Source organism: Brevundimonas sp. C43, assembly GCF_030732185.1.
Taxonomy (GTDB): domain Bacteria; phylum Pseudomonadota; class Alphaproteobacteria; order Caulobacterales; family Caulobacteraceae; genus Brevundimonas; species Brevundimonas diminuta_C.
In genome coordinates this window covers 1760093-1780522 of record NZ_CP132231.1, presented here as the reverse complement: position 1 = coordinate 1780522, position 20430 = coordinate 1760093, and the positions used below count along the sequence as shown (strand labels likewise).

Genomic DNA, 20430 nt, shown 5'->3' with positions numbered 1-20430 from the left:
GAGGACCCGCGACCTTGAGCCGCAAGACCACCCGTCTGGAAGACATCGCCCGCCTGGCCGGCGTGTCCATCGCCACCGCCTCGCGCGCCCTGAACGACAGCCCCGCCGTCAACGATCGCACCAAACAGACGATCTGGAAGCTGGCCAAGGAACACGACTATCCGTTCCGCCGCCACATGCCCGCCGGCCCGATCGGCGCCCAGGGCACCATCGCCCTGGTGGTGCCGCGCCCGCAGGGGCGCGAAGGGCGCCTCAGCGACCCCTTCTTCCTGGAGCTTCTGGCCGGGGTGGGCGAGGCGGCGCGCGAACGCGGCTGCGACCTGCTGATGAGCCATATCTCGCCCGCCAACTATGACGAGCTGTCGGCCGCGCTGAACACCAGCCGGGCGGACGGCGTGATCTTCCTGGGCCAATCCAGCCTGCATTCGGCCTTCAACCGTCTGGTCGACGCCGACCATCGTTTCGTCGTCTGGGGCGCCGAACTGCCCGATCAGGACTATTGCTCCATCGGCTCGGACAACATCTCGGGCGGGCGCCGCGCGACGTTGCATCTGGCGCGGCTGGGGCGAAAGCGCATCGTCTTCCTGGGCGACCTGGATCCGCCCGAGGCCATGCAGCGGCATCGCGGCTATCTGGACGCCTTGAGCCAGAGCGGGCTGGACGTGGACGCCGACCTGATCGTGCCTGCGCATTTCGAGGTCGAATCCGCAGAGGCGGCCGTGGACGCCCTGATCCGACGCGGCCTGAATTTTGATGGCGTCGTGGCGGCGTCCGACCAAATCGCCCTGGGCGCCGTGCGCGCCCTGTTGCACGCCGGTGTCGAGGTGCCGGGACAGGTCTCGGTCATCGGTTTCGACAATGTGCCGTTCAGCCGCTACTCGCGCCCCGCGCTCAGCACCATCGCACAGGACACGATGAAGGCCGGCCGGTTGATGGTGTCCAAACTGCTGGATCACGGCGGCGCCGCAGCAGGCCGTTCCGAGCGCGTTCCGACCGAACTGATCGTTCGCGAGACCTGCGGCGGCTGAACCCGTCATCCGGCGTCGGCGAAGATCAGGCCAGCCAGCGGCCTCAGCGTCGATCCGTCCGCCTCGGCCCAGTTGACAGCCGCGATCCGGCGCGCGCCGGTAGGCGCGGACCAGTCCAAGGCCTCGAAGCCCAGGTTGAACACGCACAGCAGACGCTCGCCGCCCTCGGCCCGTTCGAACCGGCGGAAGGCCAACAGGTCGCCCGCGCTCTCGATCTCCAGCCCGCCGGTCCGCAGCGCCGGATGGGCCTGACGCAGGGCGATGATGCGGCGCGCGGCGTGCAGGATCGAGGTCGGGTCCGCCTCCTGCGCATCCACGGCCAGCGACAGATGGCGCGGATCGACCGGCAGCCAGGGCTCGACCGTCGAGAAGCCGGCGTTGGGCGCCGAGGCCACCCAGGGGATCGGCGTGCGCGCGCCGTCGCGGCCCAGAGTCTCAGGCCAGTTGGCGATGGCCTCGGGATCGACCAGCCGCTCGAACGGCACCTCGGCCTGAGGCAGGCCCAGCTCCTCGCCCTGATAGACGAAGACATTGCCGCGCAGGCACATCAGCAGCAGCAGGGCCATTTCCGAGAAGGCCTTCTCGTCCCGGCCCTTGGCCCAACGCGACACCGCGCGCGGCGCATCGTGGTTGGAGAAGGTCCAGGACGGCCAGCCCTCGCCCTGCTGATCCGGCCACATCCCATCGCCCACGCTGATCAGTTCGCTCTTCAGCGTATCGGCGTAGAGATAGAGGAAGCCGTAGGCCGAGTGCAGACGGTCGTTCCCGGCGGTGAATTCCTTCATCTCGCGATCGGCGTGATCGCCGCCGACCTCCGCCACCGTGAACCGGCCTTCATAGCTGTCGGTCAGGGCGCGGATGCGGTTCAAGAAGCCGATGATGTCCGGGTGGGACTGATTGTAAATCTTGTCCTGGAAATCGAACGGCCGCGTGCGCTTCTTGCCGTCTTGGATCGGCGGATTGTCGCGCAGGGACGGATCGTGGATGGCGAAGTTGATCGCATCTAGGCGGAAGCCGTCCACCCCCCGGTCCAGCCAGAACCGCGCCGCTGCGATCAGGGCGTCCTGAACCGCCGGGTTCCTGACGTTCAGCTGAGGCTGCGAGGCCAGGAAGTTGTGCATGTAGTACTGGCCGCGCCGCGCGTCCCAGGTCCAGGCCGGGCCGCCGAACACCGACTGCCAGTTCGACGGCGGCGAGCCGTCCGGCTTGGCGTCGGCCCAGACGTACCAGTCGGCGTGTTCGCCGTTGCGGCTGGCGCGGCTGTCGGTGAACCAGGGATGTTCGTCCGAGGTGTGCGAAAACACCTGATCGATGACGACCTTCAGCCCCAGGGCATGGGCGCGCGCGATCAGGGCGTCGAAGTCGGCCAAAGTGCCGAAGATCGGATCGACGTCGCAATAGTCCGACACATCATAGCCGAAGTCCTTCATCGGCGACGTGAAGAAGGGCGACAGCCAGACGCCATCGACGCCCAGGCTGGCGACGTGGTCGAGGTGCTGGGTAATCCCCTTCAGATCGCCGACGCCGTCGTCGTTGGAGTCGGCGAAGCTGCGCGGATAGATCTGATACAGCACCGCGCCGCGCCACCAGTCGTGCGCCAATGCGGGGGCGGCGTCAGCCGTGGAAAGATCGAGGGGCAGGGCAGTCACGGCACGCTCTTGCAGACGAGGTAATCGAGGGGAGGCACGCGAACGGCGACGCTGGCGGGCGCGGAGGATTCGGGTGTGCAATCGCCGCGCAGAGCTTGCCACCGCAGCGAGCCGGGCTCCACTTCGACTTGAGCGGCGACGGGCGCGGTGGAGGAGTTGAACAAGGCCAGGATCTCCGATCCATCCTCACCGATGCGAGACATTGCGAACAGACCAGGCTTGTCGCCATAGGCGCGCACGAGCTGACGACCGCGTCGCAACGTCGGCTCCGCAGCGCGGATGCGGGTCATCTCAGCGATCGCCTGATACAGTGGGGCGTTCGTGGAATAGGCCGACTGGCGACCGCCGACGGGTGTCTCGTTCGCATAGGCCGGCGTACGGCTGGGCCACATGTCCTGGCGCGAGTTTCCATATCCGCCCGCGCCGGCGAAGCCCTGTTCATCCCCGTAATAGAGGGTCGGCACGCCCCGGCTGAACATCATCAGGGCATGAGCCAGTTTGATGCGCGCCAGCACCTCGGCGTCGTCGGCGTTCGGATTGGCCTGTTTCACGAAGAAGCCGACCCGGCCCATGTCATGGTTGCCCAGGAAGGTCGGCAGGATGGCGGCGGTTTCAGCGCCTTTGTCATAGATCGTGTCGGCGTCGAACAGCTTGGCCAGGGCGTCGGTCCCGACCTTGCCGGCCGCCACATCGGTCGCCTGTTTCTGGAACGGGAAGTCGAGCACCGCCGGATAGCCGTCGACCCGCGTGAACCGCGCCGTCACCGCCGGATCGGGATCATAGACCTCGCCGAAGATGTGGAAGTTCGGGATGCCCTTGGCCTCGGCGCGGGCGATCATGGCGGGGATGAAGGCCTGCCAGAAGCTTGGGTTCACATGACGGGCGGTGTCGATGCGGAAGCCGTCGATCCCGTATTGGTCGATCCAGCCGCCGAAGATGTCGATCATGCCCTGGATGACCACCGGGTCCTCGGTCAGCAGGTCGTCCAGCCCGGCGAAGTCGCCGTCCAGGCTGCTTTCGCCGGTGAAGGTGCTCTCGCCCCGGTTATGATAGTGGATCGGGTCGTTCAGCCAGGCCGGAACCTTGGCGTTCTCTTCGCCCGCCGGGACATAGGGCGTGTAGGCGTAGTCGGGCCGGGTCAGGCGCGAGAAGTCGCGGCCGTCGAAACCGTCGTTGATCGCCGCGCCGCCCACTCCGCCGCGCCGGGTATAGGGATAGTCGGCCCGGCTGCGATAGGCGCAACGCCCCTCCGGGCATTCCCGATATTTGATGACGTCGGCCGTGTGGTTGGCGACGATGTCCAGATAGACCTTCATACCGCGCGCATGGGCCGCCTCGACCAAGGCGCGCATCGCAGCCTCGTCGCCGAAGTGCGGATCCACGGCGGTGAAGTCGGTGATCCAGTAGCCGTGGTGCGCCGCGCCGGTATAGCCGCCATGGCTCTGCACGGGCTTGTTCTTGAACACCGGCGCCAACCAGACCGCCGTCGCGCCCAGCCCCTGGATATAGTCCAGCTGTTGGGTCACGCCGGCCAAGTCGCCGCCGTGATAGAAATCGGTATCGGCCGGATCGAACCCGCTTTTCAGCCGGTCGGCGGCGTAACCGCCGTGGTCGTTCGATGCATCGCCATTGGCGAAGCGATCCGGCAGCAGGAAGTAGATCACCTCGTCCTGTGGCAGGCGTTGACGCAGGGCTGACAGGGCGTCTTCGGCCTGGCGGGTTTGCGCCGTCGTCGGCGTTGCAAAGCCGCTCAGCAGAGCCGCCGCCGCCATCGCGGCGTGCAGTCCGGCCCTTCTGGGGGTTCCCCTTGCCATGACGCTCACTCCCTTGCGTCTGGAAAGTGCAAAGCCTTCCAGATCGATTTGCAAGATTTTGCAGCAATGGGCGGGGCTGTCAACGCGTCGCTGAAATGCTGCGATGCGCCATGGAAATATCGCGAAACCGCACATCCCGCGCCTTGGCGGGCCATGAACGGGCGCGAAGTGCGACGGAAATCAGACGCCCGCATTAACTGCTTGCAACATTCCAAAAGATTTGCATATTTTTGCGACGGCTTCAGATCGCGACGTTCAGAATCGCGGTCAGCCCCAGGGAGGATGACCATGTTCCAACGTCTCAACCGGCGCGCGCGCCTGCTATCCGGCGTCGCCTTCGGCGCAGCCGCCCTGATGGCGGTCGGCTCGGCCCACGCACAAACTGCTGCCGCCACGACGGCGCAGGCCGACGATCAAGCCACCGAAGTCGGCGAAATCGTCGTCACCGGCATTCGCCGTTCGATCGAAGCCGCGATCTCGGCCAAGGCTAACAACACTTCGATCGTCGAAGTCATCTCGGCCGAAGACATCGGCAAGCTGCCTGACGTCTCGATCGCCGAATCCCTTGCGCGCCTGCCGGGCGTGACGATGCAGCGCCTCGACGGCCGCAGCCAGGCGATCTCCATCCGTGGCTTGGGCCCCGACTTCACCACCGCCCTGCTGAATGGGCGCGAACTGGTCACCACCGGCGACAACCGCGGCGTCGAGTTCGACCAGTTCCCCGCCGAACTGCTGAACAGCGTCGTCGTCTATAAGACCCCAGACGCGGCCCTGATCGGCCAAGGGCTGGGCGGCACTGTCGACCTGCGCACCGTTCGCCCGCTGGCCTACGGCCGCCAAGCCATCGCCATGAACTACCGCCACGAGTGGAACGAGATCGGCGCCCTGAACTCGGGCACGACCGACAACGGCGACCGCTACACCATCTCCTACATCGACCAGTTCCTTGACGGTACGCTAGGCGTGGCCTTGGGCTACGCCCACATGAGCTCGCCCTATCAGTCGGAGCGCTTCAACGCTTGGGGCTATCCCAACTACACGGACGGCAATCTGCTGACTGGCGGCGTGAAGCCCTATGTGATGTCGTCGGAGCTGGAGCGCGACGGCTATATGGGCGTGCTGGAATGGCGCCCGAACGATCGCATCCACTCCACGATCGACGCCTTCTATTCCGAGTTCAAGAACACCCAGGTCCTTCGCGGCATCGAATTCCCGCTGGCGTGGGGTGGTTCCTCGGGTGACTGCACCGTGAACGTCCCGTCGGCGGTCTGCCGTCCCGGTCCCGCGCTGCGCCCTGGCTACACGGTCCAGGACGGCCTGATCGTCGCCGGCACCTGGGACAACATCAAAGGCGTCGTCCGCAACGACCTGAACAAGCGCGACAGCAACATCACCGCCTTGGGCTGGAACACCGAGTTCACGCTCAGCGACGACTGGTCGGCGAACCTGGACCTCAGCTATTCGAAGGTCGAGCGTAACGACATCATCCTGGAAACCAACGCCGGCACCGGCCGCAACATCAACGGTGCGCTGGACACTCTGGGCTTCGAACTGACCGACGACGGTGTCACTCGCTTCACTAGCCGTCTGAACTACGCCGATCCAAACCTGATCCGCATCACCAGCCCGCAGGGCTGGGGCGGCGACGTGATCCCTGAAGGTCAGGCCGGCTATCTGAACACGCCGTCCATTGAGGACGAACTGAAGGCGGCCCGCTTCTCCGTAACGCGCCAACTGCACCAGAGCCCATTCAAGTCGATCGACTTCGGCTTCAACTACACCGAGCGCAAAAAGAGCTTCGTCAACGATCAATACTATCTCGGCGTCCCCGGCGGGGGCGACCTGATCGTGCCGACGGCCTTCCTGCTGGACCCGACCGACCTCGGCTACCTCGGCATCTCGCAGGTGTTGAGCTACGACGCCCTGGGCCTGGTCAACAGCGGCGCGCTGAACCGCATCCGCAACCCGAACGCCGACGTCATCTCGGGCAACTGGGAAGTGACAGAGAAAGTCTCAACCAGCTACATCCGCGCCAACATCGACCACAACCTGTTCGGTATGCCGCTGACCGGCAATGTCGGCATGCAGTTTGTCTACACCGACCAGAGCTCCACGGGCTTCTCGGCCCGTCAGGCTGGGCTCGGCGTTTCGGAGACAGTCGCCGTTTCAGGCGGCAAGGACTATCTCGAAATCCTGCCAAGCTCGAACTTCATCCTGCAGGTCGCGGACGACAGCTTCGTACGTTTTGCGGCGGCCCGCACCCTGGCGCGCGCCCGGATGGACGACATGCGCGCCTCGCGGAACTATTTGTTCGATAACGGCAAGAACAACGGCAACGCCTCTGCGGATCAGAACTCGCCTTGGAGCGCCTCGGGCGGCAATCCGACGCTGACGCCTTATATCGCCGATGTCGCCGACATCTCGTTCGAGAAGTATTTCGCCAACCGCAAGGGCTACATCTCGTTGGCGGCCTTCTACAAGCATCTGGAAAGCTACGTTTATAATCACGACCAGATCTTCGATTTCACTGGCTATCCGACCGGCGGCGTGACGCCTGTCATCAACTTCGGCAAGTCGTCGGCCCCCGACAACGGCGAAGGCGGCTGGATCAAGGGGCTGGAGTTCTCAATCTCGGCGCCGTTCGACATCTTCCATCCGGCCCTGGAAGGTTTCGGCGCCCAGTTCAGCGCCTCGACCACGGACAGCGAGGTCCAGCCGGATCCGACCCAGGCCCCGACCGCTCTGCCGGGTCTGTCGGAGAACGTGATCAACGGCTCGCTCTACTATGAGCGCTACGGCTTCCAGTCGCGGATTTCGGCCCGCTATCGCTCGGATTACCTGGGCGAGGTCGCCGGCTTCGGCAACGGCCGCACCTTGCGTTCGGTGGCGGCTGAAACGGTCGTCGACGCCCAGGTGGGCTATGAGTTCCAGTCCGGTCCGCTGGAAGGCCTGTCGGTTCTGGCTCAGGTCAACAACCTGACCGACGAGCCGTTCAAGACCTTCGAAAACGGCGATGAGCGCCGGACCATCGACTATCAGCACTACGGCCGCACCTTCGCGGTCGGGCTGAACTACAAGTTCTGATTTCCCCTCTCTTCTGAGCAAACTTGGGCCGCTGCGTTCGCGAGGCGGCCCTTTTCTTTGCCTGCGTCCCGGCCCGACGGAAAAGTTTCGTTACAGAGCGCGCTTTTCGGCTGGACGCGCCTTTCGCGATGTCCGAACCAAGCAGGATGAGAACCGCGCGACCACAGCGCGGCCGTTCGATTTCACTGGGGGATCATTCATGACCGTTCCGGACGCCGGAAAACGCCAGGGCGCAGGCCTGGCCTTCGCCTATGTCACCACGCTGTTCTTCGCCTGGGGCTTTGCGACCTCGCTGATCGACCCGCTGATCGCGGCGGTTAAGCGGGTGTTCGACCTGAACAACGCCGAGGCCTTCCTGACCACCTTCGCCTGGTTCATCGCCTATGGGCTGATGTCGCTGCCGGCGGCCTCGGTGCTCAGCAAACTGGGCTACAGCCGCTCGATCATCGGCGCCCTGATCGTCATGGTCGCGGGTTGTCTGATCGTGCCGGCCGCGACCGCCGCCGACTGGTATCCCGGCGTCCTGATCGCGCTGTTCGTCATCGCCTCGGGCGTGACCCTGCTGCAGGTCGCGGCCAACCCGCTGGTCGCCGAGCTGGGCAGCCCCAAGGGCGCCTCCAGCCGTCTGAACCTGTCGCAGGCCTTCAACTCGCTGGGCACGACCGTCGGCCCCTGGCTGGGCTCGCACGTCCTGCTGACGGGGGGCGTCTTCGCCGCTGGCGCTGTGGTCACCGCTGCAACCCGCACCCAGTCGCTGCGCAGCATCGACATGGCCTTCCTGGGCATGGGGGCCTTCTTCGCCTTGATCGCCGTCTTCATCTTCACGGCGCGCAAGAAGATCAATGCGGCGGCGCCCGAATCGCACAATGCGGTTTCGCCGCTGAAGGCCCTGTCGTCGCCGTGGGCTGTGTTCGGCGCCCTGGCCATCTTCCTCTACGTCGGTTCCGAAGTCGCCATCGGCGGCATGCTGACCAACTTCCTGGAAAGCCCCGACATCCTGAACGCTCCCATCGAGACGGCGGGCAAGATGGTGGCCCTGTACTGGGGCGGCGCCATGGTCGGCCGCTTCATCGGTTCGGCTGTCCTGACCAAGGTGCGCCCCGGCCTCGTCCTGGCCTGCTGCACCGTCGCGGCGGCGGTGCTGTGCCTGACCGTCAGCCAGATCGGCGGGCCGACGGCGGCCTACGCAGTCCTGTCGATCGGCCTGTTCAACTCGATCATGTTCCCCACCATCTTCACCTTGACGCTGGAGCGCTCGACCGCTCCGACGTCGGCGACGTCGGGCCTGCTGGTGTTCGGCATCATCGGCGGCGCCCTGCTGCCCCAGGTCGCGGCGCATATCGCCGATGCGGCCGGCAAGCTTCAGCCCGCCTTCATCGTGCCGATGCTGGGCTACGTCGGCCTGACCATCTTCGCCATCGGCTGCATCCGCACCAAGGCTCGGACCGAAGTGACCTCGACCGCCTCGCACTGAGCCGGTCGCCAGACAAGACGAAGGGCGCGGAGGCTGGCCTCCGCGCCCTTTTTCATTTCGGCGATGGGATCAGCCGTCGATCAGGGACTGAAGAATGGGCGCCAGTCGGTCGCGCATTTCCTCACATTGGGCGGGTTCGATGTTGAAGCTGCCGCCGCCCAGCTCACGACTGACCGACATGCCCATGATGAAGCCTGCCAAGAGCCGCGCGCGGACGGTGGCGTCCGGCCCGCTCAGCCATTCCTCCAGCGGACCGAAGAAGCGCTGAGTGCAGGTGTTCTGAACCATCTCCGACGCCTTTGCCGAGCCGATGGAGCGCAGCATGATCGACATGCCCTTCAGCTTTTCGGCCTTCTTGGGTTCAAAGACGATCTCATGCGCCACGCGCCGTCCGAAGTCGGCCTTTTCGCCCTGCATCAGCGCGCTGCCGTCGCCGCAACTGTCCAGCGCGGCCAGGAACAGGTCGTCCTTGGAGCCGAAGTAGCGGCTGATCAGGGCCGCATCGACACCGACGTCGCGGGCGATGTCGCGCATGCCCACGTCGTCATAGCTCTCGGCCGCGAATCTCTCGCGCGCAGCATCGAGAATGGCCGTGCGCGTGGCGGCGGCGTTTCTCGGGCGTGGGCCGGGACATAACAAGGTGATGACACTCCACAGACAATAACCGTAGATCACATATGGCTTTGTCAACGCCTGTTGACAAGCGCCACGGCTCCGACCATTAAGGCACCACGCGTTGACAAGGCCGACTCCCCATCGGCCTATGTCCGCACGACAGGGATTTACCTCCGACAGGGAGATGCGCAGATGCGCGGGCTGAAGATTGCGGCGGTATCCGTCATGGTGACGGGTGCGCTTTACGGTTGTTCCCCAAAGGCAGAGGCGCCGGCGCAAGGCGCGCCGCCCGTGACGGTGGCCGTGCCGCTGAAGCAGCAGGTGCGGGACTGGGACGAGTTCACCGGGCGCTTCGAAGCGGTCGAAAGCGTGGATGTGCGCGCCCGCGTCGGCGGCTATATTCAGGCGGTTCACTTCCGCGACGGACAGATGGTTCAGAAGGGCCAGCTGCTGTTCACCCTGGATCCGCGCCCGGCCCAGGCCGCGCTGGCCCAGGCTCAGGCCCAGGTCGCTCAGGCCCAGTCGCAGCTGTCGCTGGCCCGCGCCAACCTGGCCCGCAGCGAGGCTCTGTTGGCCTCGCAAGCTGTGTCCAAGGCCGAATATGATTCCAACAAGGCGGCCGTCGATGCGGCCCAGGCCAATCTGGCGGCTGGCAACGCCGCTGTTCGCAATGCGCGTCTGAACCTGGAATACACCCGCGTCACCGCGCCGACCTCGGGTCGCGTATCCGACCGTCGCGTCGATCCGGGCAATCTCGTCGCCGGCGGCTCGTCGGCTGGAGACATCCTGACCACCATCATTTCCGGCGGCCCGATCCACTTCGTCTTCGACGGTTCGGAAGCGGTTCTGCTGAAGTATCTACGTCAGGGCGGCGCCAATCAGGGTGCGGTCGTCAACGTGCGCCTGCAGGACGAAAGCACCTACAAGCATACCGGCCGTCTCGACTTCGCTGACAATGCCGTGGACACCGCTTCGGGCGTGATCCGTCTGCGCGCCATCCTGCCCAACGCCGACGGCTTCCTGCGCCCCGGCATGTTCGGCAGCGCCCAGGTCGCGGGCGCCGGCGCCTATGACGCCCTGCTGGTGCCGGATTCGGCCATCGGCACCGATCAGGCCCGCCGCACCGTCGCTGTGGTCAACGCCGACGGCACCGTGACCAACAAGGCCGTCCAGCTCGGCCCGATCGTCCAGGGCCTGCGCGTCGTTCGTTCCGGCCTGGCTCCGACTGACCGCGTCATCATCGCGGGTCTGCAACGCGCCGCCCAGCCGGGCTCCAAGGTCACGCCAAAGAACGGCAAGATCGAACCCGTCGCAGGCAACGCCTCCCAGGCGCCGGTGACGCAGGCGGCTCCGGCATCCAGCGCCTCCTTCGCCAACAGCCTGCCGGCCGGCTAAGTCATGAATATCTCCCGCTTCTTCATCGACCGGCCGATCTTCGCGGCCGTGATTTCGGTGGTGATCACGATCATCGGGATCGCCGCCTATCCCTTGCTGCCCCTGTCGCAGTATCCCGAGATCGCGCCCCCGACGATCACGATTAACGCCGCCTACCCCGGCGCCTCGGCCGAGACCCTGGCCGAAACCGTCGCCGCCCCCATCGAGCAGGAGGTGAACGGCGTCGAGAACATGCTCTACATCTCCTCCTCGTCCACGTCGGACGGGACGGTGGCCATCACTGTGACCTTCCAGCCGGGAACGGATCTGGATGCTGCTCAGGTGCTGGTCCAGAACCGGGTCGCCTTGGCCGAGCCTCGACTCCCGGAAGCGGTTCGCCAGACGGGCGTCGTGGTCAACAAGGCCGAGAGCGGCTTCCTGATGATCCTGGGTTTGACGTCGCCTGACGGCACGTTGGACAACGACTATGTCGGCAACTACGCCAACTCCACGCTTCGGGATCGTCTGCTGCGGATCGAGGGCGTCGGCGCAGTTCAGGTCTTCGGCGGCGGCAACTATTCGATGCGCGTATGGATCGACCCGGCCAAGGCCGCCGAGCGCGGTCTGACGGGCCCTGAGATCGTCTCGGCCCTCCGCGCCCAGAACGTGCAGGCCGCCGCCGGCTCCATCGGCCAACCTCCCTTCCCGAACAACGCCGCTGCGTTCCAATTGCCTGTTCAGGTTCAGGGGCGTCTGAGCGATCCCAATGAGTTCGCCAACGTCGTGCTGAAGACGGACGCCGAGGGTCGCGTCACCTACCTGCGCGACGTCGCGCGGATCGAACTGGGCGCCCAGGATTACGGCATCCGCGGCTTCTTCGACGGCCAACGCGGCGTCGGCGTCGCGATCGTTCAGCAGCCGGGGGCGAACGCCTTGGGCACGGCTGATCGGGTCCTCAAGGAAGTCGAGGCCGTCAAGGGCGAACTGCCGGCCGGCATGGCCATCTCGGTGCCTTACAATCCGACCGAGTTCGTCGCCGCCTCGGTGGAGTCGGTTCAGCACACCCTGGTCGAGGCCGTCATCCTGGTCATCATCGTGGTCATGGTCTTTCTTCAGACCTGGCGCGCGGCCATCATTCCCATCGTCGCCATCCCCGTCGCTCTGGTCGGCACCTTCGCGGTGCAGCTGGCGCTGGGCTATTCGATCAACTCCCTGTCCCTGTTCGCCCTGGTCCTTGCGGTCGGCATCGTGGTCGATGACGCCATCGTCGTGGTCGAGAACGTGGAGCGCGCGATCAGCGAAGGCCTCAGTCCCAAGGAGGCCGCTTATCGATCGATGCAGGAGGTCTCCGGCGCCCTGATCGCCATCGGCCTGGTGCTGGTGTCGGTGTTCGTGCCGACGATGTTCGTGCCCGGCATCCCCGGCATCTTCTATCGCCAGTTCGCGGTCGTCATCGCATCGGCCTCGGTCATCTCGCTGTTCGTGTCGCTGACGCTGTCGCCGGCCATGGCCGCCCTGCTGCTGAAGCCGCACAAGAAGGATCATGAACATGCCCGCAAGCCGGGCGTCCTGGGTGCGGTGGTCTACTACGGCGGCTGGGCCGGGCGGAAGTTCAACGACGGCTTCGACTGGCTGTCGGATCGCTACGGTCGTTTGACGGCACGTCTGATCCGTACGGTCGGCCTGGTGCTGATCATCTATGCCGGTCTGCTGGGCCTCACCGCCTGGCGGTTGATCGATACTCCTTCGGGCTTCATTCCTGAACAGGATCAGGGCTTCCTGATCGGCGTTATCCAACTGCCCGCCGGTGCGTCGCTGGATCGTACGGAAGCGGTGATGACGCGTGCTACAGACATCATCCGCAAGACCGACGGTGTCGACGGCGCCATCGCCTTTGCGGGTCTGGACGGATCAAGCTTCTCCTTCGGCTCGAACGCCGCGACCATCTTCGTGCGTCTGAACCCGTTCGAGGATCGCACCAAGGAGCAGGCCGCCACGGCTCTGGCCGGCGCCATCACCCAGGCGACCGGACAGATCGAGGACGCGCAGATCTTCGTCATCGCCCCCCCGGCGGTCCAGGGTCTGGGCACCGGCAACGGCTTCTCGATGATGATCCAGGACCGCGAAGGCGCCGGCTATCGTCCGCTGGAAGGCGCCACCTTCGCCATGATGGGCGCCGCCGCCCAGAAGCCGACCGAGGTCAGCCAGGTCTTCTCGACCTACAACACGGCCTCGCCGCGCGTGACCGCCGATGTCGATCGCGACAAGGCGCTGATGCTGGGCGTCCAGCCCAGCTCGGTGTTTGACACCTTGGGCGTCTATCTGGGTTCGTCCTACGTCAACGACTTCAACATGCTGGGCCGAACCTTCCGGGTGACGGCGCAGGCGGAGCCGACGGCGCGCGACGACATCGCCGACATCGCCAATCTGAAGACCAAGTCGTCCTCCGGCGCCATGGTGCCGATCGGATCGGTGGCTAATCTGATCGACGACTCCGGTCCGGCGCGGATCGTCCGCTACAACCTGTTCCCGGCGGCCGAGCTTCAGGGCAACGCTGCAGCAGGGGTCTCCTCCGGCGAGGCGCTGCAGGTCATGGAAACCATGGCCGCCCAGACCCTGCCGCAGGGCTTCTCCTACGAATGGACGGGTCTGGCCTATCAGCAGAAGGCGGCGGGTTCCGGCGCGACGGTCATCTTCCTGATGGCGGTGGTGTTCGTCTTCCTGGTGCTGGCGGCTCAGTACGAAGCGTTCACGCTTCCGCTGGCGGTCATTCTGATCGTGCCGATGTGTCTGCTGGCGGCCATCATCGGGGTGAACCTGCGCGGCCTGGACAATAACATCCTGGTCCAGATCGGACTTGTCGTTCTGATCGCGCTTGCGGCCAAGAACGCCATCCTGATCGTCGAGTTCGCCAAACAGGCCGAGGAAGAGCAGGGCATGAACCGGTTCGAGGCTGCGGTCGCCGCCGCCAAGACCCGTCTGCGTCCGATCCTGATGACCTCGTTCGCCTTCATCCTCGGCGTCGTGCCGCTGATGCTGGCCTCGGGGCCGGGCGCGGAGATGCGTCAGTCGCTGGGCACGTCCGTCTTCTCGGGCATGCTGGGCGTGACCTTCTTCGGCCTGATCTTCACGCCGGTCTTCTATGTGGTCTGCCGCTGGCTGTCCTCGAAACTGCCGCAAGGCAAGAAACCGACCCCGACGCCTGACCGTCCTTCGGACCGGCCCGTGCGTTATGACGAAACCAGCGACCTGACCGATCCGAACGCGCCTGCGCCCGCGACCGGCCGGGGAGGGGACATCTGATGACCCGCAACAAGACCCTCAGCTTCCTGACCGCTGCGGCGTGCAGCGCCCTGCTGGCCGCCTGCGCGGTCGGGCCCAAGGCGCCGGTCGCGGACCTGCCAGTCGCCGGCACGGGCGCCTTCGTCGGCTCGGCCAGCCCCACTGTCTCGACCGCCGCCGCGCGCGACGACTGGTGGCGGCTGTACGAGGACCCCACGCTGGACGCCCTGATCCAGCAGGCCTTCGCCGAGAACAATGAGCTCGAAGCCGCCTTCGCCAATCTGCGCGCGGTCCGGGCGTCGCTGTCGGAGGCCCGCGTCGGCCGTTTCCCAACCACCACGACCAGCGCCCAGGCCCAGCGCAGCCGCGCCTCGGCCGCCACGGTCCAGGGCCTGCCCGCAGGGCAGGATGCGCCCGAGATCGACACCTATGACGTCGGCATTCAGGCGGCCTATGAGGTCGACCTGTTCGGACGAGTGGAGTCCACCATCCGCGCCGCCCGCGCCGACGCCCGCGCCGCCGAGGCCGCCCTGGCCACGGTCCAGGTGACGGTCGCGGCCGAGACGACCCGCGCCTATGCCGACACCTGCTCGGCCAATGCGCAGATCGCGGTGGCCGAACGGACGCTGGAGCTGCAGCGCAACACCGCCAACCTGACCCAGACCCTGCTCGACGGCGGGGCGGGCACGGGGCTGGATGTGGCCAGCGCCCGCGCGGCCCTGGCCCAGACGGCGGCGACCCTGCCGACCCTGCGCGCAGCCCGTAACGAGGCGCTGTTCCGCCTGGCGACCCTGACCGGCCGCACCCCGGCCGAGGCCAGCCAGGCCGCCGCCGCCTGCGTGCGTCCGCCCCAGCTCAGCCAGCCCATCCCGGTCGGCGATGGTGCGGCGCTTCTGGCCCGCCGTCCCGATGTGCGCCAGGCCGAGGCCGAACTGGCCGCCGCCGCCGCGCGCGTGAACGTGGCGACCGCCAACCTGTTTCCGCAGATCAGCCTGGGCGGATCGTTCGGCTCCACCGCGCTGGACTCGGGTGAACTGGGCGACGACCAGAACTTCCGCTTCAGCTTTGGTCCGCTGATCAGCTGGTCCTTCCCCAACGTCTTCGCCGCCCGCGCTCAGATCAAGGCCGCCGGCGCCCGTTCGGACGCCGCCCTGGCGAACTTCGACCAGACTGTGCTGACGGCGCTTCAGGAAACCGAGACGGCGCTCAGCAACTACGCCAACGAACTGGACCGCCGTGCAGCCCTGACCGAAGCCAGGGATCAGGCCGCCCGCGCCGCCGACCTGTCGCGACTGCGCTTCAACGCCGGCGCCGACAGCTTCCTTCTGGTGCTGGACGCCGAACGCACCCAGGCGGCGGCCGACGCGGCTCTCGCCCAGTCCGACGCCCTGGTCACCACCTACCAAATCGCCCTGTTCCGCGCTCTGGCCGGGGGCTGGCAGGCCGACAGTTGATCGCGTCGCGATGCTGAAAGAAGAGGGCCGGGCGATGCATCGCCCGGCCTTTTTTCATTCTGATCAAGTTTACCGCGGTCAGGCCAACATTCGCACCTTGGGTTCGCGGTCCCATTGGCGGGTGCGGGCGGGGGCGAGGAAGCTTTTGGCGTTCTTAGACAGATCGATTACGCTGGCGTCCGGCTCGACGCCTGCCTTGTCGAGCAGGGGCTGGGCCTCGGGGGTGTGGCCGATGGCCTTGAGGTGGCCGAAGGCGTCCTTGGCGAAATCGACTGCGGCGCCTTCTTTCAGCATCTGGGCGCAGCCGTCCTCGGACAGAACGATCGCCACGGCGTCGAACAGGACCGACGGGCTGCCGGCCAGTTGACCGTCGGCCGCCAGCGTCTTGCCGTCCTTCAGCTTGGCGCCGCCGATCTTGGGCGCGACGATGAAGACCGAGCCGCCGTCGCCTTCAACCACCGCTTTCACGGCGTCGACGACCGCGCCGTCCGAACCGTCGGCGACCAGGATGGCGACCTTTCGGCCCTTCAGGGTGTCCGGATATTTGCCGACGATGCGCAAGGCAGGCGAGGCTTCCAGATCGATGGGCGCCACACCGGGGTCCGACGCCTTGGGCAGGGGCAGGTTCAGGCCGTCTGCGACCCTCTGGGCCAGGGTCTCATCGACGTTCTGCAGATTGGCCAGAACGCGCTCGCGAACGTGAGCGAGCAACACCTTGGACAGTTCGAAGACGATGGCGCTGGCCAGGTGGGCCTGTTCGATCTCGGTCTGGGAGCGGAAGAACAGCCGCGCCTGGCTGTAGTGATCGGCGAAGCTTTCGGCGCGCAGCCGGACCTTTTCGCCCTCGACCGGGATGGGCGCGGTGCGGAAACCGCCCTTGGGATCTTCACTCGGGCCGCCGTCCTCGCCCGCTTCGGCCAGGCTGTTGGGCTCGTAGTTGGCGCGGCCCTTGGGCACTGCCATCTGCATATGGCCGTCGCGCTGGAAGTTCTGGAAGGGGCAGCCCTTGGCCTGGTTGATCGGGATCTGGTGGAAGTTGACCGTGCCCAGGCGCGACAGCTGGGTGTCCTGATAGGAGAACAGCCGGCCCTGCAGCAGCGGGTCTTCCGAAAAATCGATGCCCGGCACGATGTTGGTCGGCAGGAAGGCGACCTGTTCGGTCTCGGCAAAGAAGTTGTCCGGGTTGCGGTCCAGCACCATTCGACCGATCACGCGGATCGGATAATCCTCTTCCGGCACCAACTTGGTGGCGTCCAGAATATCGAAGGGCAGGGCGTCGGCCTGTTCCTGGGTGAACAGTTGCACGCCGAACTCCCATTCGGGGAAGTCGCCCTGATCGATGGCTTCATACAGGTCGCGGCGGTGATAGTCGGGGTCGGCGCCGGCGATCTTGACCGCCTCGTCCCAGCAGGTGGATTGCGTACCCAGCTTTGGCCGCCAGTGGAACTTGACCAGGGTCGCCTCGCCTTCGGCGTTCAGCAGCCGGAAGGTGTTGACGCCGAAGCCTTCCATCATCCGCAGGCTGCGTGGGATCCCGCGATCCGACATGGCCCACATGACCATGTGCATGCTCTCGGGCATCAGGCCGATGAAGTCCCAGAAGGTGTCGTGAGCGCTGGCCGCCTGGGGATAGCCCTTATCAGCCTCCATCTTCACCGAATGGATCAGGTCCGGGAACTTGATCGCGTCCTGGATGAAGAAGACGGGGATGTTGTTGCCAACCAGATCCCAGTTGCCCTCGGTCGTATAGAATTTGACCGCAAAGCCGCGCACGTCGCGCGGCGTATCGACCGAACCCGCTCCGCCGGCGACGGTCGAGAAGCGGGTGAACAGCTCGGTCTTCTCACCGACCTCGGTCAGGATCTTGGCCGTGGTGAACTCCGACAAACTGTCGGTCAGTTCAAAGAAGCCGTGGGCGGCCGAGCCGCGGGCATGGACGATCCGCTCAGGGATACGCTCGTGGTCGAAATGCTGAATCTTCTCGCGAAGGATGAAGTCTTCCAGCAGGGTCGAGCCGCGCGGGCCGGCCTTCAGCGAGTTCTGATTGTCGCTGATCGGCGTGCCGTGATTGGTGGTCAGGCGGGTGTCAGGCGTCGAGGCGGTCTGGTGCACCTCTCCGGCGTTGCCGATTGTCGGCGCGCCGGCCGGCTTTGCGTTTTTGGCCATCTTGGGAGTCCTTTGGAGCAGCGGCGCAAGCGGGAGCCGCGCGCGTTCCCGAAACAACTCGGTAGAGGTGCAATAGTTCTGTGCGAGTTCGCGCACAGCCGCGCCCGATCGTCCCTAGAAAAGTTCGCTCCGTATGCGGCGCGCCCTTCGCAGGAGGCGAGGCGGCGTTTATGAGGCGAAAATGATCGCACGCCTTCGCCCCGTCCCGTTCGACCTCGGTCCCGTTCATTTCGTCGGCATCGGCGGTATCGGCATGAGCGGCATCGCCGAGATCATGCTGAAGATCGGCTATTCGGTGCAGGGCTCTGACGCCAAGGCGAGCGCCAATACCGAACGGCTGGAACAGCTGGGCGCCAAGATCTTCATCGGCCACGACGCCGCCCATGTGGGCGAGGGCGTTTCAGCGGTGGTCTATTCGACGGCGGTCAAGGCCGACAATCCCGAGATGAAGGCGGCCCGCGAGCGCCGCATCCCGCTGGTGCGCCGGGCCGAGATGCTGGCCGAGCTGATGCGGCTACAGTTCTCGATCGCTGTGGGCGGCACGCACGGCAAGACGACGACGACCTCGATGGTGGCGGCCCTGCTGGATGCGGCGGGCTTGGATCCCACGGTGGTCAACGGCGGCATCATCAACGCCTACGGCACCAACGCCAAGGTCGGCGACGGCGACTGGATCGTGGTGGAGGCGGACGAGTCGGACGGCAGCTTCTTGCGCCTGAAATCGACGGTGGCCATCGTCACCAATATCGACCCCGAACATCTGGACCACTACGGCGACTTCGACGGGGTGCGGAAGGCGTTCGTGGACTTCGTCGAGAACATCCCCTTCTACGGGTTCGCCGCTGTCTGCCTGGATCATCCGGAGGTTCAAAAGCTGGTCGCGGCCATCGATAACCGGCGGCTGGTGACTTACGGGGTCAATCCGCAGGCGATGGTGCGGGCGGACAATGTCGAGATGGGGCCGGACGGCTGTCGCTTCGACGTGGTCATCCAGAATGGCGAAACTCATACGATCTCGGGCGTCCATCTGCCGATGGCCGGCTGGCACAATGTGTCGAACGCCCTGGCCGCGATCGCCGTGGCGCGCGAGCTGGATGTGTCGGACGACGCGATCCGCACCGGCCTTGCCGGCTTCGGCGGGGTCAAGCGCCGCTTCACCACCACCGGCGTCGTGGGCGGCGTTCGCATCGTGGACGACTATGGCCACCACCCGGTCGAGATCGCCGCCGTGCTGAAGGCCGCGCGTCAGGTGACGGAGGGTCGGGTCATCGCCGTGGTCCAGCCGCACCGCTACACGCGCCTGCGCGACCTGATGGACGAGTTCTCAACCTGCTTCTCGGACGCGGACAGCGTGATCGTCGCCGATGTCTATCCCGCCGGCGAACAGCCGATCGAAGGGGTGGACAAACATGCCCTCGCCGACGGGGTGCGCCGCTACGGCCACCGTCACGTCCAGGCCCTGGAGAACGCTGCTGTCCTGCCGCGCCTGATCAAGGACGAGGCCAAATCCGGCGACGTCGTCGTGCTGTTGGGCGCCGGCGACATCACCAGCTGGGCCTATGGCCTGCCGGCGCAGTTGGAGGCTCTGGCGTGATCGCTCTGCCCGAAGTGCGCGGCAAGCTGCTGCGGAACGAGCCGCTCGCGCCCTATACTTGGTTCCGCGTGGGCGGGGCGGCCGAGGCCCTGTTCATACCGGCGGACGCCGCGGATCTGGCGGACTTCCTGAAGGCGCTGGACCCGGCCGTGCCGGTGACGGTTCTGGGCGTCGGATCAAACGTCATCGTCCGTGATGGCGGGGTCGAGGGGGTGGTGATCCGCCTGGCGGGTCGCCCGTGGGCGCAGATCACGACGGACGGCGACACGGTCACGGCCGGCGCGGGCGCGCTGGACTCTATGGTCGCCAAGGCCAGCGCCAAGGCGGGAATCGCCGGGCTGGAATTCTACGCCGGCATTCCGGGCACGATCGGCGGCGCCCTGACCATGAACGCCGGCTGCTACGGCTCCGAGACCAAGGACGTTCTGGTTTCGGCCTGGGGCCTGACGCGGGCGGGCGAGCGGGTCGATTACGATCTGGCCGACTTCGGCTACACCTATCGCCATTCCCGGGCGCCGGCCGACTTCATCTGGATCGAGGCGACCTATCGCGGCACGACCGACGAACCCGAGGCGGTGGCGGCCCGGATCTCCGAGATCACCGGCCGTCGCGAGACCACCCAGCCGATCCGCGAGAAAACGGGCGGCTCGACGTTCAAGAACCCCGAAGGCCATTCGTCGTGGAAGCTGGTGGATGATGCCGGCTGGCGCGGCAAGCTGCACGCCGAAAACGGGGGAGGGGCCATGTTCAGCGAACTGCACTCCAACTTCATGATCAATCCCGGCGAGGCGACAGCCGCCGATATTGAAGGCTTGGGCGAGGCGGTGCGCGCCGATGTCCTGTCCAAGACCGGCGTTCAGCTGGAGTGGGAAATCAAGCGGATCGGCCGACGCTGA

General features: G+C 66.0%; 12 protein-coding genes. 8 read left to right on the top strand and 4 right to left on the bottom strand.

Annotated elements, in window-relative coordinates; all coding sequences use genetic code 11:
* Positions 1 to 14: 14 nt before the first annotated feature.
* Entirely contained in the window at positions 15 to 1028 is a 1014-nt protein-coding gene (locus Q9R14_RS09020) for a LacI family DNA-binding transcriptional regulator (protein WP_306002118.1), read from the top strand.
* 5 nt (positions 1029 to 1033) lie between these two features.
* Here the strand turns inward: Q9R14_RS09020 and Q9R14_RS09015 are convergent, their stop codons facing one another.
* Complete coding sequence (locus Q9R14_RS09015; RefSeq protein ID WP_306002117.1) at positions 1034 to 2677, bottom strand: alpha glucosidase; 1644 nt, start codon at positions 2675 to 2677, stop codon at positions 1034 to 1036.
* Positions 2674 to 4491: an alpha-amylase family glycosyl hydrolase gene (locus Q9R14_RS09010; protein WP_306002116.1), complete on the bottom strand. Its 1818-nt coding sequence runs from the start codon at positions 4489 to 4491 to the stop codon at positions 2674 to 2676. Before Q9R14_RS09010 ends, Q9R14_RS09015 begins: the two co-directional genes overlap by 4 nt.
* Before the next feature lie 288 nt (positions 4492 to 4779).
* On the opposite strand from Q9R14_RS09010, the gene Q9R14_RS09005 reads away from it, so the two are divergent.
* Both Q9R14_RS09005 and Q9R14_RS09000 read left to right on the top strand, forming a co-directional pair.
* Complete coding sequence (locus tag Q9R14_RS09005) at positions 4780 to 7575, top strand: TonB-dependent receptor (protein WP_306002115.1); 2796 nt, start codon at positions 4780 to 4782, stop codon at positions 7573 to 7575.
* A gap of 199 nt (positions 7576 to 7774) precedes the next feature.
* Entirely contained in the window at positions 7775 to 9049 is a 1275-nt protein-coding gene (locus Q9R14_RS09000) for a sugar MFS transporter (protein WP_055753076.1), read from the top strand.
* Positions 9050 to 9118: 69 nt separating this feature from the next.
* Here the strand turns inward: Q9R14_RS09000 and Q9R14_RS08995 are convergent, their stop codons facing one another.
* Positions 9119 to 9724, bottom strand: a complete 606-nt coding sequence (locus Q9R14_RS08995; protein ID WP_240893620.1) for a TetR/AcrR family transcriptional regulator — start codon at positions 9722 to 9724, stop codon at positions 9119 to 9121.
* Between the two features lie 132 nt (positions 9725 to 9856).
* On the opposite strand from Q9R14_RS08995, the gene Q9R14_RS08990 reads away from it, so the two are divergent.
* From Q9R14_RS08990 to Q9R14_RS08980, 3 genes are read left to right on the top strand one after another with little or no spacing between them, the layout of a single operon-like run.
* Complete coding sequence (locus Q9R14_RS08990; RefSeq protein WP_045810422.1) at positions 9857 to 11059, top strand: efflux RND transporter periplasmic adaptor subunit; 1203 nt, start codon at positions 9857 to 9859, stop codon at positions 11057 to 11059.
* 3 nt (positions 11060 to 11062) lie between these two features.
* Positions 11063 to 14341, top strand: coding sequence for an efflux RND transporter permease subunit (locus tag Q9R14_RS08985; RefSeq protein ID WP_185223732.1), 3279 nt, complete (start codon positions 11063 to 11065; stop codon positions 14339 to 14341).
* On the top strand, positions 14341 to 15774 hold the full coding sequence (locus Q9R14_RS08980; protein WP_306002114.1) for a TolC family protein: 1434 nt from the start codon (positions 14341 to 14343) through the stop codon (positions 15772 to 15774). Before Q9R14_RS08985 ends, Q9R14_RS08980 begins: the two co-directional genes overlap by 1 nt.
* Positions 15775 to 15852: 78 nt before the next feature.
* Here the strand turns inward: Q9R14_RS08980 and Q9R14_RS08975 are convergent, their stop codons facing one another.
* On the bottom strand, positions 15853 to 17940 hold the full coding sequence (locus tag Q9R14_RS08975) for a catalase (RefSeq protein WP_306002113.1): 2088 nt from the start codon (positions 17938 to 17940) through the stop codon (positions 15853 to 15855).
* 181 nt (positions 17941 to 18121) lie between these two features.
* Between Q9R14_RS08975 and murC the strand changes: the two genes are divergently transcribed.
* Both murC and murB read left to right on the top strand, forming a co-directional pair.
* The gene (murC, locus tag Q9R14_RS08970) at positions 18122 to 19534 is read left to right on the top strand and encodes a UDP-N-acetylmuramate--L-alanine ligase (protein ID WP_306002112.1); all 1413 of its coding nucleotides are present in this window, start codon (positions 18122 to 18124) and stop codon (positions 19532 to 19534) included.
* Positions 19531 to 20430, top strand: a complete 900-nt coding sequence (gene murB, locus Q9R14_RS08965) for a UDP-N-acetylmuramate dehydrogenase (RefSeq protein WP_306002111.1) — start codon at positions 19531 to 19533, stop codon at positions 20428 to 20430. Before murC ends, murB begins: the two co-directional genes overlap by 4 nt.

Coding starts and splice junctions, on each gene's coding strand:
- Q9R14_RS09000 (WP_055753076.1), top strand. CDS start 7,775: ATGACCGTTCCGGACGCCGGAAAACGCCAGGGCGCAGGCCTGGCCTTC.
- Q9R14_RS08990 (WP_045810422.1), top strand. CDS start 9,857: ATGCGCGGGCTGAAGATTGCGGCGGTATCCGTCATGGTGACGGGTGCG.
- Q9R14_RS09010 (WP_306002116.1), bottom strand. CDS start 4,491: ATGGCAAGGGGAACCCCCAGAAGGGCCGGACTGCACGCCGCGATGGCG.
- Q9R14_RS08975 (WP_306002113.1), bottom strand. CDS start 17,940: ATGGCCAAAAACGCAAAGCCGGCCGGCGCGCCGACAATCGGCAACGCC.
- murC (WP_306002112.1), top strand. CDS start 18,122: ATGATCGCACGCCTTCGCCCCGTCCCGTTCGACCTCGGTCCCGTTCAT.
- Q9R14_RS08980 (WP_306002114.1), top strand. CDS start 14,341: ATGACCCGCAACAAGACCCTCAGCTTCCTGACCGCTGCGGCGTGCAGC.
- Q9R14_RS08985 (WP_185223732.1), top strand. CDS start 11,063: ATGAATATCTCCCGCTTCTTCATCGACCGGCCGATCTTCGCGGCCGTG.
- Q9R14_RS09005 (WP_306002115.1), top strand. CDS start 4,780: ATGTTCCAACGTCTCAACCGGCGCGCGCGCCTGCTATCCGGCGTCGCC.